The following is a 15,623-nucleotide window of genomic DNA, read 5'->3' as shown; positions in this document are numbered from 1 at the left end:
TGCCTATAAGGACAAATCGAAAACCTGGACCGTTACGTGCATAATCCTTTCATCTTCTTCGTTCTGTATTTTGCAAAGCCACTGAGAGTGCTTGTGTCGATCGCAAGTAATCGATTCTCCCTCCAAAACTTCGTCAATTGCGTCGAGCACTTTCTCGTAGTTTTTGTTCTTCTTATTGAATACGATTACGGATACCTTGGTGTCGCGCCACGTCGTATATGAGAACAGTTGTGCGAGCGCGTCCTTGAAAGCCTTTGGCCCCTTCCACAGCTTGCATTCCGCGATGTACGCAGCATGATTGTTGACGGGAATCTGAATGTCCGTCTTTCCATGTCTGCGAAAAGCCTCGCCGTTCACTTGGTCTTGGTAATGAGTATTCAGGGCGCTCAATAGCACATCCCTTAGATGCTCTTCTTCCATGCCGTTGTAAGCCTCGGGAGCTCTCTCCATCATGGCTCCGGAGCTTTCTATTACATCTGTTATGTGTTTGTATGTTGCGTCATCAATAGAGTAGGATTGCTCGGCGCTTGGGATCTTTTCAGGCCTTGAAACTTTCAGGGTCTTCTTTTGTAAGTGAAGAGGCATGGCCAAAGGAGCATCTTTTACGCGATTTAAGGGAAGATTCAGTCCTCGTCGAAGGGAAGCGAACTTATCAAGTTGCTCAATCCTTTTGTCTAAAGCTGCTTCGATGATTTGCCTAAGAGAATTGTTGTAGCTTTCCGCGTCCTTGTTGCAGCACTCAATTTGCTCGGAGAAGTCTTCTATTTGATCCGAAAAGAACTTTCGTATTCCCTCGGGCGTGGCGCTACCGAGTGGGGTTTCTAGGGCAAAGGTAATGTAACCAAAACCATCTGATCCTGGATCGGTGACCTTCTCGGCATAATGGCCTGAAAGCGTGAAGGTTGACGGCTGCATCTTAAAGAACCACGGGGTCCCGGAATATGGGACCTTGCAGGTTGCCCTAGCGCCTTCAACTTCAAAGTATTCGGGCTCGTCCCATGCAGCATGATGCCAGCTATTGTATTGCTGAACCGATTGTTGGGTCAGGCCAAGCTCAGCGTTGTCGGGATAAAGCTCAACAGGAGGGCAATAGTATTCGTTTTCCCAATAGTCCACCCAGGCATCCCTGTCAGTGCTATCCAACTCTTCAGCTTTTAACTCAGATATATCTTCCTTAAGGCGTGCTTTTAGGTTCTCGAAGATACTGTACGAGCTGTTTCCGTTGAAGCACTCCACGCTACTCCACTCCTTGGATTACTGTGAGCAGCTCATCATAGGTAGATACTTCGTGGTATCGAACTTGCGAGGTCGATAGCTCGTTGAAAACCTTCTTAGCGCACGCGATCTTCGTCTGCTCCACCGTGCTCAATTCCATCGAATCCATGGTGCCCTTGGTCTCCGCAATGAAGTAGATGTGCCGGACAGCACCCTCGTTGAAGGCAATCGCCCAGTCGGGTGCGTACTCGCCAACAGGTGTCGGTATCGTGAATGTACGCGGCATCTTGGCATAGACACAGACTTCGGTGGCTACATCCATCGCTTCAGCGAACTCCTTTTCCTTCTGGCTGTCGAAGAACACGTAATCCTGGATGTTCTTCTGGGCCTTGAGTGCCTTGGAAATGTTTTCAGGCATGCGCTCGGTGAAGATGTTGGTGTCGAACTCCTCGTCGATTTGGTGGTAAGAGACATGGTCGATGACCGTTGTCGCCTTCTCGTCCACGATGATGGAGCTGGCCTTCTTGATGAACTCCTCAGGGTTCCGCTTGTAGAGAGAGTACTTTAAGGGGCTAATGCGCGAGAGGATAGTCGCTGCTGTGCGTCGCGTGACCTTGGCCGCTTGAGCCACCTCACCGACTAGGTCATAGGTGACGTCAATGCGTTCGTCAAGCTCAAGTGCCCTGCTTTCCGCGCTCTTGGTCTTGAAGTGAGTCCTGTCCTCTATGTCCTCGCGCTTCGCAGTTTCTTTTTGAGTTCCCGTAGTGATCGTGTAGGACAGCTCGCTCACCTGAAGGTTCGCATCGATTGCAGTCACAGCCTTTCGGATTAGTTCCTCGTCGTCGAACGACACCGTGTAGGCGTGTTTCTTGTTTATCCTCTTCCAGAGCTCCTGGAACTCGCGCCTGTAGTAGTTGTCGTTGAGCGCGTTTCTCGTGATCTTGGGTACATTGCCGTCGGTGATCATGGCGGAGAGCGCGCTCGGATCGTAGGCGCTCCTTACGAGCAGCTCGGCGGCTTGGAGCTTCGGCTCCTCGCGCATGTCCTCGGGCAGATTCACGATGGCATACTCGAAGAAGCCTCCCTCGCGGAACTTACACGACGGGCGGTCGTTGTCGTCGAGGAAGTCGCCCTTGATGAGGCACTTGTAGAGCTCCTTGGACTCGCGCTCACTGAACGTCACGGTCTCGCCAGTGTTGGGAAGTGTGACCTGGCGTCCTGCGAAGAAGTCCATCTCTACGACGGTCGGGCGGTCGCGAAGCTCCGCCTTGATGTCCTTCTGCAGGGCGTCCACGAACGACGAGTAGCTCTCGGAAGCCACTACGGTGAGCACGTTCACATTGTGCACGTCGCGGGTGCCCAGATACATTGCGTCCTGACGCTCGCCCTTCTGGTCCACGCAGAGGCGCAGTCCTCGTCCCACCTCCTGGCGCTTGCCGGTCTCGGAACCGGAGCTCTTGAGCGTGCAGATCTGGAAGATGTTCGGGTTGTCCCATCCTTCGCGAAGGGCAGAGTGACTGAAGATGAACCGCACAGGCTCCTCAAAGGAGAGCAGTCGCTCCTTGTCCTTCAGGATCAGATCGTAGGCGCGCTGGGCGTTCTCGTCATTCGCGCCCAAACCGTCTGTCTGCTCGGCCTTCTTCTCGGAGCTCTCGATCGCATTGCCCTTCTTGTCGATGCTGAAGTAGCCGGAGTGTACGGCATGCGCCGTATCGCGCCTCAGGTAGTCGAGGTAGGCTCGCTCGCGCTCGTCGTCTAGGGTCGGGTTGGAGAGGCGCTCCTCGACGGCGCGCTCGTACTCCTCCTCGAAAACCTTGCCGTAGCCCACGGTCTCCCCGTTGCCGGAGATGTCCCTGTACTTTGCCACCTCGTCTATGAAGAAGAGCGATAGGCACTTGATGCCTCGGTAGAAGAGAGCCTCCTCCTTCTGTAGGTGGGAGGCGATGGTCTCTCGGATCTGCACGCGGCGCATGTCGTCCTCGGCCGAGTCGCCGTAAACCACGCCTCGTTGGAGCACCTCGCCGTTGAGGAACCGTACGTAGCCGATGCGACCGTCCTGATCGGGCACGATGCCGTCGTTGCCCGACGCGATCACGTAGTCGCGGTAGGCCTCAAGGCGGATGTCCCCGGTGGCGTCGTAGATGCTGTCGCCTTCGTTGAAGCGCATGGTCTTCTTGACCACCTTGCCTCCGGCCGACATTGCCTTGAACTCGACCACGGCCACAGGGGCCTTGTTCTTGGAGACGATGATGTCCTTGAGATAGAGGTAGCCGTCGGTGCCGCGCATGTTCTTGAGCTCGAAGCCCTTCACTTCAATGCGCTTGACCAGCTTCTCGTTAAATGCGTCCAGGGCGTCCAGCGCGTACACCATGTTGTGCTTCTCACGGTGGGTCGCCGAGTAGTTCAGCACGAACAGCGGATTGAACCGCTCGATGCCCTTCCAGGTGGCAGAGTTCTTCTTGCCCATCTTCTGGGGCTCGTCGACGATGACGATGGGGTTGTTGGCTGCTATGACGTCGATGGGGCGGCGGCTCCCGAAGTCGTCTCGCTCGTCGAAGATGATGCGGGCCGCCTTATTGTTGGCTCCCTCCTTCATGGAGGAGTTGAATGCCTGCATGTTGATGATCATTACGTTGATGTCAGCGCTCTGCGAGTATGCATCCAACTCGTTCAACCTGTCGGAGTCGTAGATGAAGTAGCGGATCGAGCGCTCGTATTGCTCGAAGAAGTGCTGCTCGGTGCTCTGGAGGCTCTTGTTTACGCCCTCGCGGATGGCGATGGAAGGTACCACGATGATGAACTTCGTCCATCCGTAGAGGCGGTTGAGCTCGAACATGGTCTTGGTGTAGACATAGGTCTTACCGGTACCAGTTTCCATCTCCACATCCAGCTGGCAGGCTCCGATGTCGCAGGACAGCTCCAACGACTCTTCCAGCTGGTTTCGTGATTGCACACGGTTGATATTGCGCAGAAGCTCCTGCGCATTGATGGAGAGCGGCGCGTTGCCGTAGCCCATGGACTCCGACAATTCCGCACCAAGGCTAAATTGACCGGCGCTCTTCTGCCGGAGCGATTCCTTAAGTCTGACTTTGCCGATGTCGCGCATATACGACAGCAGCTCAACTCTTCGCTGACCCTCGAACACAGCGGTCACCGCGTCTGCTGCAGCCGTTTGGTATGGCTGTATCTTGAACTTGAACTGCATCTAGATCACCCGGCGGATGGTGTCGGGACTGAAGGTTTTGAAGAGCTCCTCGAAATTAGCTGCAGCCGAATCGTCCTTAAAGGACAGGTCGCGCATCACAGCATAGGAAGGTTTGCGCCGCGCAATCTCCTCAATGATGTCGTTGGTCACATCGGCATCGAAGCATGCGAGCAACTGACCATGATTGACGTCGAAGACCTTTTTGCCATTGATGTCGAGTTTCTCGATATGCGCCGAATACGGGATGCGGAAAGCAGGTAGCACCTGGAACAGAATATCTTCAGCTGTGCGACCGTTTTTCACGTTATCGATAGCGTCAAGGAGGGATGCCTGGTCGGCTTGTCCTGGAGTTAGATGTGTGTCCTTGAAGTTCGACGAGTCGATTCGGAGAACACGAAAACCGATGTCGGGGACTGGTTTAGGTTCGGAGCCCAGCTCCAACTGCGAGTGTTTTTCGTCACTCTCCTCAACAATCTTCGCTCCTGCCCGACGAATACGCTCTTCGCCGATTTCCACGATCGTGGTGTAGCCTGCTTTGTTTGCAACAGAATCTGTCTTTGTTTCTTCGGGAAGTTGCACCAATATGAACTTCCTATTGCCACCATCTAAATAGTTAAGACGCATAACGGCCTCTGCTGTCGTTGCTGAGCCGGAGAAGAAGTCCAAGACTGTGCAATCTTGATCCCTAATTGAAGCGAGGAGCTTCAAAATCAAGCGAACGGGTTTTGGATAGTCCAGAAGCCTCTGGACGCCAAAGAGTAGTCGGAGCTCTTCGTCTGCATCTTCGTTAGAACCCCAGCCTGAATTAGACAACTTATCTAGGTCGATACTGCCACCTCGGGCTCCTGCTTCTTGTTCGCCAACTCTGGGGAGAATGTCTTTCAGCGGTTTTAACCGAGCGTCGTTTACAATACGGCGGAGATACAGGTCCCTGGTCAAATACAGTTCCTTATTCAACGCGAACTGGGTCATCATTTCTTGAGAGTATCTCCAATTTCCTTCGATAACCAAATCCTCAGCTAGGACCCCATCGTTGATTACTAAATCTGAATGGAGAACCAAACTCATCGTCGTGTCTGATATTTCGGATCCTTCGGACAAGAAAAAGTTCTTTTCCTTGTACTTGCTCTCGATTCCAGCTGGAATCCGCCTTATTTCCCTGGGATTTGGAGCATTTACGCATGGATAGGTTTCGGTATCAGTATTAATGTCGCTAATTAGGCTTACCGAAGAAGATCGGTTTTTCGCATATACCAGCAGGTATTCTTTGATAGTTGTAATTGATTTTGCAAGAAATGACCCTTTTTTCTTTTTCTCCCATACCAATTCGGCAATAAAATTGTCGTCACCATAGATCTCTGAACACATCTTTCTCAAGTTGTGCATTTCATTGTCGTCAATGCTGACAATGATAAGGCCGTCTGAGGTCAAAAGGTCCCTAGAAATCAGTAGTCTCGGGTATATCATTGAGCACCAATCGGAGTGAAAACGGCCATTGCTGTCTGGGTTCGCCACAAGGCGTCCTTCCACAGAAACTTCGCCGCCTTCATAATTCTCTTTTGAAATCGTGAAATCGTCATCATAGATAAAGTCATTCCCCGTGTTGTAAGGTGGATCGATGTATATGAACTTGATCTTGCCTGCATAGGTCTCTTTGAGAAGCTTTAACGCATCGAGATTATCGCCCTCGATGTAGAGGTTCTCGGTCGTATCCCAATCGACGCTTTTCTCAGGACAGGGAATCATCGTCTTGTCAATCGGACGGCGTGCCTCTGCTTTCGCCTCACGCTTGCCCGGCCAGGTGAACTGGTAGCGCTCGCGCTGACCCTCGGCGACGTCCCCCAGTAGATCACGCAGTGCGTCGAAGTCGACCGCTCTCTCGATCTGCCCCTCATCTCCTTCAACCTCTGTGGCGACTTGCGGGAAGAGTTCGATGAGCTTCTTGATGTTCTCTTCGGTAAGATCCGGTGTCCTGGTGTCTATCTTTTCCATGTCCATCCTTTCAGCACGGCTTCTCGCTCGCTTCGTGCTTCCTGCAATTTTCTGAACAGCTCGTTTCGCTTTCCCAGCTGCCTCTCTTTGCCATGGGCGCGCTCCAGCTTCGCTATCTCCTCGTCCAGGCTCTTGAGCTTCTGGCGCTTCTTCAGCTCTCCGTCGACGTCCTTTATGGCGGGGTTTCCGAAGATGACCTCGGCACATATCCCGTCCCAGATTGCATCGAGGTTGTCTTCTCGAATCGAGATACTTTCGAGTTCGGTCGGAACCCAGTCGGTGTGCCATTCCTTGCCTTGTCGGTAGACCGACAAAACTTCCTCGTTTCCGAACTCGCTCCTGAAAAGGATCTTGTGGGGGTTCGCCTTTGCGATCGTCTCGATGACCAAGGCTGGGACGCACGACTCCTTGAGCGCAAGGTCGATTACGAAGATCTCGTGAGTCTCCGCACCGTCGGACACTCGCATGGTCGAGGGCTTCACGGAGTTTGCGATGGTTATGCTCTCGATCTGGTTGACGAAGGCGTCGCGCTGCTTGCCGGTAAGCTTCAGCCTACGATAGAAATCCTCCTTCGGGAGCCTCCTGTCGACACGCGTGGTGGAAGGGAGTTGGATCATTCGTTCACCACCAAAAAGCAGATGAGCTCGAAGTCGTCCAATCCGTTGATGTCATTCTCCAAGAAGGTGGAGACACCCGAGGAGAAGAAACTGTCAACATCGCCTTGGGCCTTCGATTCAACGATGGAGGCTATCGCGTCAACAAGCAGCCTGGATGCCCATCTCATGTCCTTGCCGTTTTTCGTCTTCTTGTTGAACGCCCTGCAGAGCGCGTCATCAGGTACGTCCTTGCCTCGACAGAGCAGCCGCATGGTGTCGAGCACGTCCTTCGGGGAGAGGTGCCCCTCGATGACCGAACCATCAGCTCCGATGTTGACGAGATAGAACGGATGGAGCTGGTTACGCCCCAGGATGTTCACATCCTGGTTCACGTTGCGAAGCACGAAGATTATGCCTGGCTCAACGCCCTTGACGACGCCGTGCAGTCCGCTCGGGAGGCGGTCGATGTCGGGGTTGTCCTTGTAGTAGCCGACGAGGTCCATTCGGAAGTCGTTGAGGCCGAGGTCCGTGATGGACACGCCGCCCGTCACGTCCTCAAGGTCCACGACCTCCTCTTGCATCTGGCGGAGCTGGCGCTCGCGGTACTCAAGGTCGCCCTTCTCCTCCTCGTTGATGTAGTCGTCGTCGCCTGTGGAAGTGAGCACGGTTATGCGCATGCGCTCCTCTACGCGCTCCTTCAGCTGTATGTACTCGTCGAGCTCCACATCCGGCCAGTAGTTCACGAGCTGAATCACGTCATTGGTGGAGCCGATGCGGTCGATGCGCCCGAATCGCTGGACGATGCGCACCGGGTTCCAGTGGATGTCGTAATTTATGAGGTAGTCGCAATCTTGCAGGTTCTGGCCCTCGGAGATGCAGTCCGTGGCTATGAGGATGTCTATATCGGCACCCTCGTAATCCGGCGCGGTTGCCTCGCGCTCCTTCGACACCGGGCTGAAGCACGCGAGTAGCGTCGTCATGTCTGAGGGAAGCTTCTCGACCGTGCTCCTGCCGCTGCCGCTTCCCGTTACCATGGCGGTCTCGATGCCGAGCCCGTCCTTGGCGAACTTGGACACGTGCTCGAAGAGGTACTCTGCGGTGTCGGCGAAGGCGGTGAAGATGATGATCTTCTTGTTCCCTGGGTTGATGGGGTTCTCCGCCTTCTGCCTTATCTGCTCCTTTAGCTCGACGAGCTTGGCATCGCGCTCTGGCCCGATGTCCTCGATCATGGACAGCAGGATGTCGATGTTCTCGACGTCCGACACGATGTCGCGCTCCCAGGAGAGCCAGTCCATGTCGGCGAGGTCGAACTTGGTGGCGTTGCCCACCTCGAAGGACATCTCCTCATCATCGTCGATGTCGAAGTCGAAGGCATCGAAGCCCTCCATGTCCGAGACCTTGAAGCCCTCGGCCTTCTGGAGCTTGTAGTCGTCGATGCGGGACAGCGTGTCCTGCATGTTCTTGCGGACGCGCTCCAACGTGAGCTTGAACGAGTGGACGCTGCTCTCCAGGCGCTTCAGGAGGTTCGCGGTCATGAGCTTTCGCACGCCGATCTCGCGCCCTGCCATTGTCAGGTTCGTCTCACCGTCGGCATACTTGGATACCTTGCTCGGATGCAGGTACTGCGAGGGCACGTAGACGGATAGCAGCAGGCTCTCCAGCTGGTCGTAGATCTCGCGGTAGTTGATGGTGCCGCTCTCGGTTGAGAGGCTCGGACGCTTGGATATCGGCTTGTTGCGCCTGGGGAAGGGGCCGATGGCCGCCATGTCGTAGTAGCGCTGGATATGCTTTCGGCTGCGCGCCACGGTCACCTGGTCCAGCACCTCGAAGAAGTCGAAGTCGAGCATGTGGGTGAGAGCGTCTGTGGTACGCAGGTCCGGCGGCAGCTTCGTCCATTGGGTGAAGGCGCGCTGAGCGTTCGCGAAGACGTCCTCGATGCTACCGTTGATGCGGAGCTTTCCCTCCCACGTGCTCTCGTCGCCCGCATAGGCGAGCGCGAGCTGGTTGCGTAGGTCGCGGAAGCGGTTGTTCACGGGGGTGGCCGAGAGCATGAGCACCTTAGTCTTCACGCCTTGCTTGATGACGCGCTCCATGAGCTTCTGATAGCGATTCTCCTTGTCCTCGCTCTTGGAGGCGGAATCCCCTCCGTTTCGGAAGTTGTGCGACTCGTCTATGACGACGAGGTCGTAGTTGCCCCAGTTGATCTGACCGATGGGAAGTCCGGTCTCGGATGTCCCTCTCGTGCGCGAGAGATCCGTGTGATAGAGCACGTCGTAGCGGAGCTGATCCCCGGCTATTGGGTTGTTCACGAGGTTGCTTCTGTAGGTGAGCCAGTTGTCCTTGAGCTTCTTCGGGCAGAGCACAAGCACGTTTCTGTTCCGGCTCTCGTAGTACTTGATCACGGCGAGCGCCGTGAACGTCTTGCCGAGGCCGACGCTGTCGGCCAGGATGCAGCCCTGATAGGTCTCCAGCTTGTTGATGATCGCGAGAGCGGCGTCGCCTTGGAAGTCGTAGAGCTTGTTCCAGATGAGGCTCTCGCGGAATCCAACGCGATCGTCAGGGAGCACGTCCTCGGATATGTCGCCTAGGAACTCGTTGAAGATGCGGTAGAGCGCCATGTAGTAGATGAGCTCAGGCGCGTTCTCCTGGTACATCGTTTGGATGCTGTCGATGACGGCCTCCGTCACATCCACAAGCGCAGGGTCGTCCCATGCCTTGTCGAGCGTCTCAAGCAGCATCCTGGACGTCGCAGGCTCCTGGCGGGTTATGACGCCGTAGCTCGAATGGCTGCGCTCGGTTCCGAGCTCGGAGGTGGTGAACGCGTTGAAGGGCATGTACGCGACGGTGTCGTCGTCCTTGCTCACGGTCAGTGCTGTGATTCCCATGCCCTCCTCGCCGTCGAATGACTTGAAGGTGGCCTTCGCGCGGATCCAGTTGGCGCACTCCTGGGCGATCGCCTTCTGCGTGAGCTCGTTTCTGAGGCGTATCTCAAGGTCGGTGCCGAAAAGGCTCTGCTCGCGGTTGAGTCTCGGGATGTAGAACTCCCGCTTCTCCTTCGGTGCCTTGCTCTGGGTGAACGCCTGCGAGGTGAATATGAACCTGAAATCGTCCAGCCCGTCGAGCTGCTCTTTGAGCTCCTGGTAGGCGTACATCGAGAAGGTGGCGGCCGCTACTGCGAGCGAGTCTCCGCCCTCGATCGTCTGGACGAGGTCGTCTTTGACTATGCTGAGCTTGTTGTCGAAAAACTTCGGTTCCATCTGCCCTCGCTAGATAGAGAGTATGACATTCTCTAAGTTTGTTGCAATTTTACCTAAAGAAGCATCGGTTCGTCCTTCGCGCTTTCTAAGCGCACAACAAGAATGTCTCCTCGGGCGGCTGGCAGTGATGGTTCGCTTGTCACGGAAAAGCAGTTTCTGCAATCTGTTGGGACCCTGCTTCCGAATTGCGCCATTTTGGACTTGAGTTGTCAAGGATGACGGCCAAAGAGCAAATGGGTATGATGCCGCTGAAGACGTGGTAACTCCGAGGCGCGAGAGGTGAAAATGACCGATTGTGATACTAATCTGGAGGGAGCCATTGCGGATGCCGATCAGATTCGAAGGCGGCTGTCGATTGCCGACATCCATCTAGCTGCGACGGATATTGAGGTTGATGTTGCTGATGCTTTCAAGCTCCCGTTGGGCCAGATGGCGGCTTTGGGTGTTGGGCTCGGTTCGCTTCCGGCAATGTTTCGATCTGTTACGACGACGATCAATATGCCTACTTTGTTGCAGGCCACAGATAAGGCCGGAAATCTTCTCGACATATCGCGTCTCAATAAAAGTGTCGGTAGGCTAATTGGTTCTTACAACGAACCAGACTTGGGGTTGCAGCAGGCTCGTTTTCAGACAATCGATTCGGGTTCTATCCAATCCGTTGCCACGATGCCCTATGACCCGACGATGCTCTTCATGGCGGCTGCGCTTGCACAGATCAACCAGAAGCTTGATGCCATCCAGGATACCGTCAACGAGATGTTCGAGTACATGCGCCAGAAAGATAAGGCTGAGCTGCGGGGTAACGTGAAGACGCTCGAAGACGTGCTTGAGGCGTATCGCTATAACTGGAACAACGATATCTGGCGCCAGAATGCCCATATGAAAGTTGTTGATATCAAGCAGGAATCCGAGCAGGCCATCATCCATCTCCGCGCGCAGATAAGAGCCAAAGTGAACGAGAAAGGCCCTGTAGAATTGCGCCTGGCCGTAGGCGGTCGACTCGATGAGGTGCTTGATCGACTGAAAGAGTATCAGCTGGCAACCTATACGTATTCGTTCGCAGCTTTCCTGGAGCCTATGCTGAGCGAGAACTTCGACGAGGCAAATCTGAATGCAGTAGCGACAAAAATTAGTGACCATGGAAACGAGTATCGCAAGCTGTACACCGAGTGTTACAACGCCACCGAGGAGAGCTCGAAGGCCTCGGCCGATGCGGTGGTGCTTGGGGGCGTGTCTGCGGCATTCGCTGGACTAGGAGCCCTTATCAAGCAGACGCCCCTGGGCGACCTGACTCCCGTTGATGGGGCCCTTGAGGAAGCGGGCAAGGGGGTCGGCAATTTCAACGAGGATCAAACGCGTGCCCTCATGGAGAAGCTACAGCGCGCGAAAGCCCCCGATATCCTTCCGTTCAAACAAAGTTTGGAGGCGGTGAACGACCTGCACAATCACTCGCACCAGCTCGCTACGGATGGAGAGAACGTATACTTGTTGCCCCTTTCGTAAAACCTCCGTTGATTCGTAGATGGTTCCGAAAAGCCCAAAAGTATCAATCTCCAATCGAACCCTCTTGCCTAATGCGCGCCAGTCGCGTGGGCTGGTATGGTGGGCGCGTTGTGTTGGCGGTGCGAGAAGGATGGGCCTGTGGAATTCACATCGGCTAGTGCTAATAAGTACCTGCGGCGGTTGCAGGATGAGAAGGATTGGCTGCTGCGAAGCGAGCAGGAGGTAAGCACCTTTGTGCTCGCGGAAGGGGAGACGGCCGAGCCGCCCGCCTACGACTATGGCGCCGTGCGCGAACGCGTGGCGCAGCTCGATGCCGAGGCGCGGACAATCCGCCACGCCCTGCATCGCTTCAACATGCACACCACGCTGCCCGACCAGGGCATCACCATCGATGAGGCCCTTATCCTGCTCGCCCAGCTCTCCGGCCGCAAAGATCGCCTGAACGAGCTTGCCTCTCGCCAGCCGAAAGAGCGGCTGAGCGACCGCTACCTCGGCGGCTCCGGGCAAATCGAATACCGCTATGCGAACTACGATCCCGCTCAAGCCGAAGCGGACTACCGCGCTGTCGCGGACGAGATTTCCGCCCTGCAGCTCGCTCTCGACCTCGTCAACCAAACCGAGGTCTTCTCGGTGGACCTGTAGCCCCTTTCCGGATCTGCGGCCTTCTCCGCAAGGATATCTTGGCACGTTGCGGTTTCGCGTTGGGGTTGTCGGGTAGTCCGTTGTCGGCAGTGCCGTGCGGTTTCAGCGTTGGCGCTTCTGCCGGAAGCTCCGGCTCCAATCATCGCGCCGCAGGTCAAAAGCTTCGGGCGTTCTCCCCGCGAGGTCGCCCGCGATGCCGAAGCACGGTTATAGGCATCGGCCTTGCCCGCAGGGTAGCGCTGCGCGTCTTGCGGGCCGGCGCCTTTGTGGTACTCTTTTCGATTATGGGTGCAGTCATCAATGGGTATATAGCTAGTTTCAGCGGAAGTTTCGATGTGGCCGTTTTGCTATGGCCGTTGCTGTCGCTGCTGCTCAGCGTTCCCGTGCTGATGGGGCTCTACCGGCGCGATGGGTGGCTGTCCCTCGCAACGGTGTTCGCCGTGTACGCGAGCATCCTTTACGCCGCCGGCCTCGTGTGCTTCACTTTGTACCCGCTGCCTACGGGCGATTCGGGGCCCGGCATCACATACGGCATGCCCCCGCAGTGGGTGCCGCTGAACTCCATCGGCGACATCATGGAGGGCGGCTTGAAGGCTGCGCTCCAAGTTCTGTTCAACGTTGTGCTCTTCGTCCCGCTCGGCTTCATCGCGCGCACCCTTTTGAAGCTGAAGTTCCCGCTTGCCCTGGCGCTCTCGCTCTTCGCAACCTGCCTCATCGAAACGGCGCAGCTCACGGGGTTGTTCGGGGCGTATCCCTTCGCATTTCGCACCTTCGATGTGGACGACATTCTCTGGAATACTCTCGGCGGCGTGGTGGGCTGGGGGCTGGGGCATCTGGCCGTGAGGCTGACCCGGCGCGAGGAAGCGGTGATGCCGCCTGTGACGCACCGCCCGGGCCTCGTTCGCCGCGCGGTTGCTTTATGGACGGATGCCATGATCATCGATGTGTGCGCGGTGGTGCCGCGCCTTATGGTGGTGATCGGACTGAGAATGCTGATGGGCGATGCTTTCGACGACAATCTGCTGGTGCAGGTTAACAATATCGTATGGGTGACTTGCTATGGGGCCGCTTTCGTGGTGGTGGAAGTGGTTGTCCCTTGGCTGCGGGACGGCAGCACCCCGGCGGGCATGTTTTACCGCATGTCGTGCGAAACGTGCAAGCGCACCGGCCCTGCGCGCGCCGCCTTCTATGCGCTGCGGGCGGCCGCGCTGTTGCTCGTGTTGCGGTATCCGCTGTTTGCGGCGCCTGCGCTTGCGGTGTTTTACCTGGTGGCCCGTCAGATGCCCTACGACTTCATTCCCGCCATTAGTGCCGCGACGGGCGAAGGCGGACGGGCCGCGCAAGGCCCGGAGGGCGCCGAGGCTGCCGAGGACATCCCCGCGGCCGTTACTCTCCAATAATCCGTAGACTCTTTTCGGCTCGTAATTGTTGGGCAAGGGCCTCGTTACGGTCGTTCCAGAAATCAAGTTGCGGCTGTCAGAACCTCGGGGCGCTCACCTCGCGCGCCCATGATTCACGCAGCATTTCGATTACAATCGAGCGCAAGCAAAATGCCAGCTATCGCTACGAAGGCTACGACACCTTCACGATGGATGAGCTCGCGTATCTTAAGGAGCTGTGATGACGCGATTGGAGACGGAGCGGTTGTTGCTGCGGCCTTGGGAAGAGGCCGATGCCGAGGCGCTTTTCCGCTATGCGCAGGACCCAGCCATCGGGCCCATTGCCGGCTGGCCGCCCCACACCAGCGTGGAGAACAGCCGGGAGATTATCCGCGACGTGCTTTCGGCCCCCGAAACCTACGCGGTGGTGCTGAAGGAGTCGGGGGAGCCCATCGGCAGCGTGGGGCTGCTGTTCGGCGCCGCCGGCACGCGGCCGCTTGCTGCCGGCGAGGCGGAGTTGGGTTACTGGGTGGGCAAGCCCCATTGGGGGCGCGGCTACATCCCTGAGGCCTCGCGCGCCCTCATCCGCCGCGCCTTCGCCGACCTGGGCCTGCAGGCGCTCTGGTGCGTGTGCGACAACGCAAATGCCCAGTCCAAACGCGTAATGGAGAAGTGCGGTTTCATCTTCCATCACAGGGAAGAGAACGTGCCCTGCGAGCTGATGGGGGACGTGCGCGCCGCGAGCTTCTCCCGTCTGACTAAGGAGCACTGGAGCGAACTGCCGCGGCCCTAGCGGCCCATCTTCTGGTGATACTGGCGCAGGGCGGCGTCAAAATTGCCCACGGTTTTGCGGAAATAAATCTGATATCCCAGGCAAAACGCCCCCAGGGTGATCAGGAAGATGGCGGCAAAGCTGCCCCAGGCCCAGGGGTTGTCCATCGGAAACCATCCGCCCAGCAGGGCGCATGCCGCCAGCGATACGAACCCGGTGATGCCGAATCCCAAAATGCGCAGCGGGTAGGTCAGTTTCCGAATAACCCGGTCGGTGAACCACAGTCCCCGCAGCACCGCGAACAGCCCCGAGGCCAGCAGCAGGGTGAGGGTCATCACCAGGCCGTACTGGGGCCCGGTGGCGATAATTACCGCCACGCTGCTCACCGCCATGAACAGGGTGAACATTACGCAGGTGGAAACAACGATCTGCTTTGCGAATTGACTCATGATTGCATCCTTTCTTCTGGCATCGCCGCTACAGGCCGATGCGCTTCTTGATGTCCGGCGAGAACTGCCGCGATGCCACCACCCGCTCGCCATTGCTCAGCGCTAGCTCCAGCCGCGCGTTCAGGTAGGGCCGCAGCCCCTGCACGTGAGCCAGATTCACCAGCATCTGCCGTGTGGCCCGCACGAATTCGGTGTCCTGCAAATGCTCTTCCAGCTCGCTCAGGCTCAAGCCGGTTTCCAGCACCTTGTCGGCGGTGTAGAGAAACGTCTTGGCATCCACGGTTTCGGCGTACAGCACCGCGTCCGCCGCCACCACCCGCAGAAAGCCGCCCTCCTGGGCCACCAGCCGCAGGTCCTCAATCTCCGCCGCCTCGATGATTCGCCGCACTCGACGGTCGATGCGGGGGCAGCGGATGCGCACCTCAACGTCGTCCAGCGCCGGGTCTTCCTTCACGTCAAGTTTCACGGCTTCTCCTTCCTTGTCGGCGAACAGTATGGAGAAGGATCCGCTGCGCCTCAAGGGCAGCTGGCCCTAGTTGCAAGAGGAGGGGTTCGAGTTGCACTTGGTGTTAGCGATGCAAATCTCCCTTGACAACATACTATGTAACATATA

The 15,623-nt window shown here is 56.7% G+C and carries 11 protein-coding genes; 4 read left to right on the top strand and 7 right to left on the bottom strand.

What is annotated here, in order from left to right; translation table 11 throughout:
• Positions 1-3: 3 nt before the first annotated feature.
• From DMP11_RS05785 to DMP11_RS05765, 5 genes are read right to left on the bottom strand one after another with little or no spacing between them, the layout of a single operon-like run.
• Positions 4-1,236 carry a hypothetical protein gene (locus DMP11_RS05785; RefSeq protein ID WP_123185553.1) on the bottom strand — a complete coding sequence of 411 codons (1,233 nt, stop codon included), beginning with the start codon at positions 1,234-1,236 and terminating at the stop codon, positions 4-6.
• Between the two features lies 1 nt (position 1,237).
• Positions 1,238-4,369, bottom strand: a complete 3,132-nt coding sequence (locus tag DMP11_RS05780) for a restriction endonuclease (protein ID WP_214647015.1) — start codon at positions 4,367-4,369, stop codon at positions 1,238-1,240.
• A 51-nt stretch (positions 4,370-4,420) separates the two neighbouring features.
• Entirely contained in the window at positions 4,421-6,412 is a 1,992-nt protein-coding gene (locus tag DMP11_RS05775; protein WP_123185551.1) for a site-specific DNA-methyltransferase, read from the bottom strand.
• Positions 6,400-7,029, bottom strand: coding sequence for a DUF4391 domain-containing protein (locus tag DMP11_RS05770; RefSeq protein WP_123185550.1), 630 nt, complete (start codon positions 7,027-7,029; stop codon positions 6,400-6,402). The genes DMP11_RS05775 and DMP11_RS05770 overlap by 13 nt, the downstream gene beginning before the upstream one ends.
• Positions 7,026-10,265, bottom strand: a complete 3,240-nt coding sequence (locus tag DMP11_RS05765; RefSeq protein WP_123185549.1) for a helicase-related protein — start codon at positions 10,263-10,265, stop codon at positions 7,026-7,028. The genes DMP11_RS05770 and DMP11_RS05765 overlap by 4 nt, the downstream gene beginning before the upstream one ends.
• 279 nt (positions 10,266-10,544) lie before the next feature.
• On the opposite strand from DMP11_RS05765, the gene DMP11_RS05760 reads away from it, so the two are divergent.
• From DMP11_RS05760 to DMP11_RS05745, 4 genes are all read left to right on the top strand, one after another.
• Positions 10,545-11,768 (top strand): hypothetical protein, encoded by a 1,224-nt coding sequence (locus DMP11_RS05760; RefSeq protein WP_148041094.1) that lies wholly within the window; start codon positions 10,545-10,547, stop codon positions 11,766-11,768.
• A 138-nt stretch (positions 11,769-11,906) separates the two neighbouring features.
• A complete protein-coding gene (locus tag DMP11_RS05755; RefSeq protein ID WP_214647016.1) occupies positions 11,907-12,410 on the top strand; it encodes a hypothetical protein in 504 nt (167 codons plus the stop codon).
• Between the two features lie 335 nt (positions 12,411-12,745).
• Entirely contained in the window at positions 12,746-13,810 is a 1,065-nt protein-coding gene (locus DMP11_RS05750) for a VanZ family protein (protein WP_161555305.1), read from the top strand.
• 220 nt (positions 13,811-14,030) lie between these two features.
• Positions 14,031-14,582 (top strand): GNAT family N-acetyltransferase, encoded by a 552-nt coding sequence (locus DMP11_RS05745; protein WP_123185545.1) that lies wholly within the window; start codon positions 14,031-14,033, stop codon positions 14,580-14,582.
• Here DMP11_RS05745 and DMP11_RS05740 read toward each other — a convergent pair.
• Both DMP11_RS05740 and DMP11_RS05735 read right to left on the bottom strand, forming a co-directional pair.
• Complete coding sequence (locus DMP11_RS05740; RefSeq protein ID WP_123185544.1) at positions 14,579-15,010, bottom strand: hypothetical protein; 432 nt, start codon at positions 15,008-15,010, stop codon at positions 14,579-14,581. The genes DMP11_RS05745 and DMP11_RS05740 overlap by 4 nt on opposite strands.
• 28 nt (positions 15,011-15,038) lie before the next feature.
• Entirely contained in the window at positions 15,039-15,476 is a 438-nt protein-coding gene (locus tag DMP11_RS05735) for a LytTR family DNA-binding domain-containing protein (protein ID WP_123185543.1), read from the bottom strand.
• Positions 15,477-15,623: the final 147 nt, after the last annotated feature.

The organism is Parvibacter caecicola, from assembly GCF_003725335.1.
Classification (GTDB): Bacteria; Actinomycetota; Coriobacteriia; order Coriobacteriales; family Eggerthellaceae; genus Parvibacter; species Parvibacter caecicola.
This window is presented reverse-complemented; position numbering and strand designations above follow the sequence as displayed.

Excerpts from the sequence above, each read along its gene's own strand:
- DMP11_RS05775 (WP_123185551.1), bottom strand. The coding sequence starts at position 6,412 with ATGGAAAAGATAGACACCAGGACACCGGATCTTACCGAAGAGAACATC.
- DMP11_RS05770 (WP_123185550.1), bottom strand. The coding sequence starts at position 7,029 with ATGATCCAACTCCCTTCCACCACGCGTGTCGACAGGAGGCTCCCGAAG.
- DMP11_RS05765 (WP_123185549.1), bottom strand. The coding sequence starts at position 10,265 with ATGGAACCGAAGTTTTTCGACAACAAGCTCAGCATAGTCAAAGACGAC.
- DMP11_RS05745 (WP_123185545.1), top strand. The coding sequence starts at position 14,031 with ATGACGCGATTGGAGACGGAGCGGTTGTTGCTGCGGCCTTGGGAAGAG.
- DMP11_RS05740 (WP_123185544.1), bottom strand. The coding sequence starts at position 15,010 with ATGAGTCAATTCGCAAAGCAGATCGTTGTTTCCACCTGCGTAATGTTC.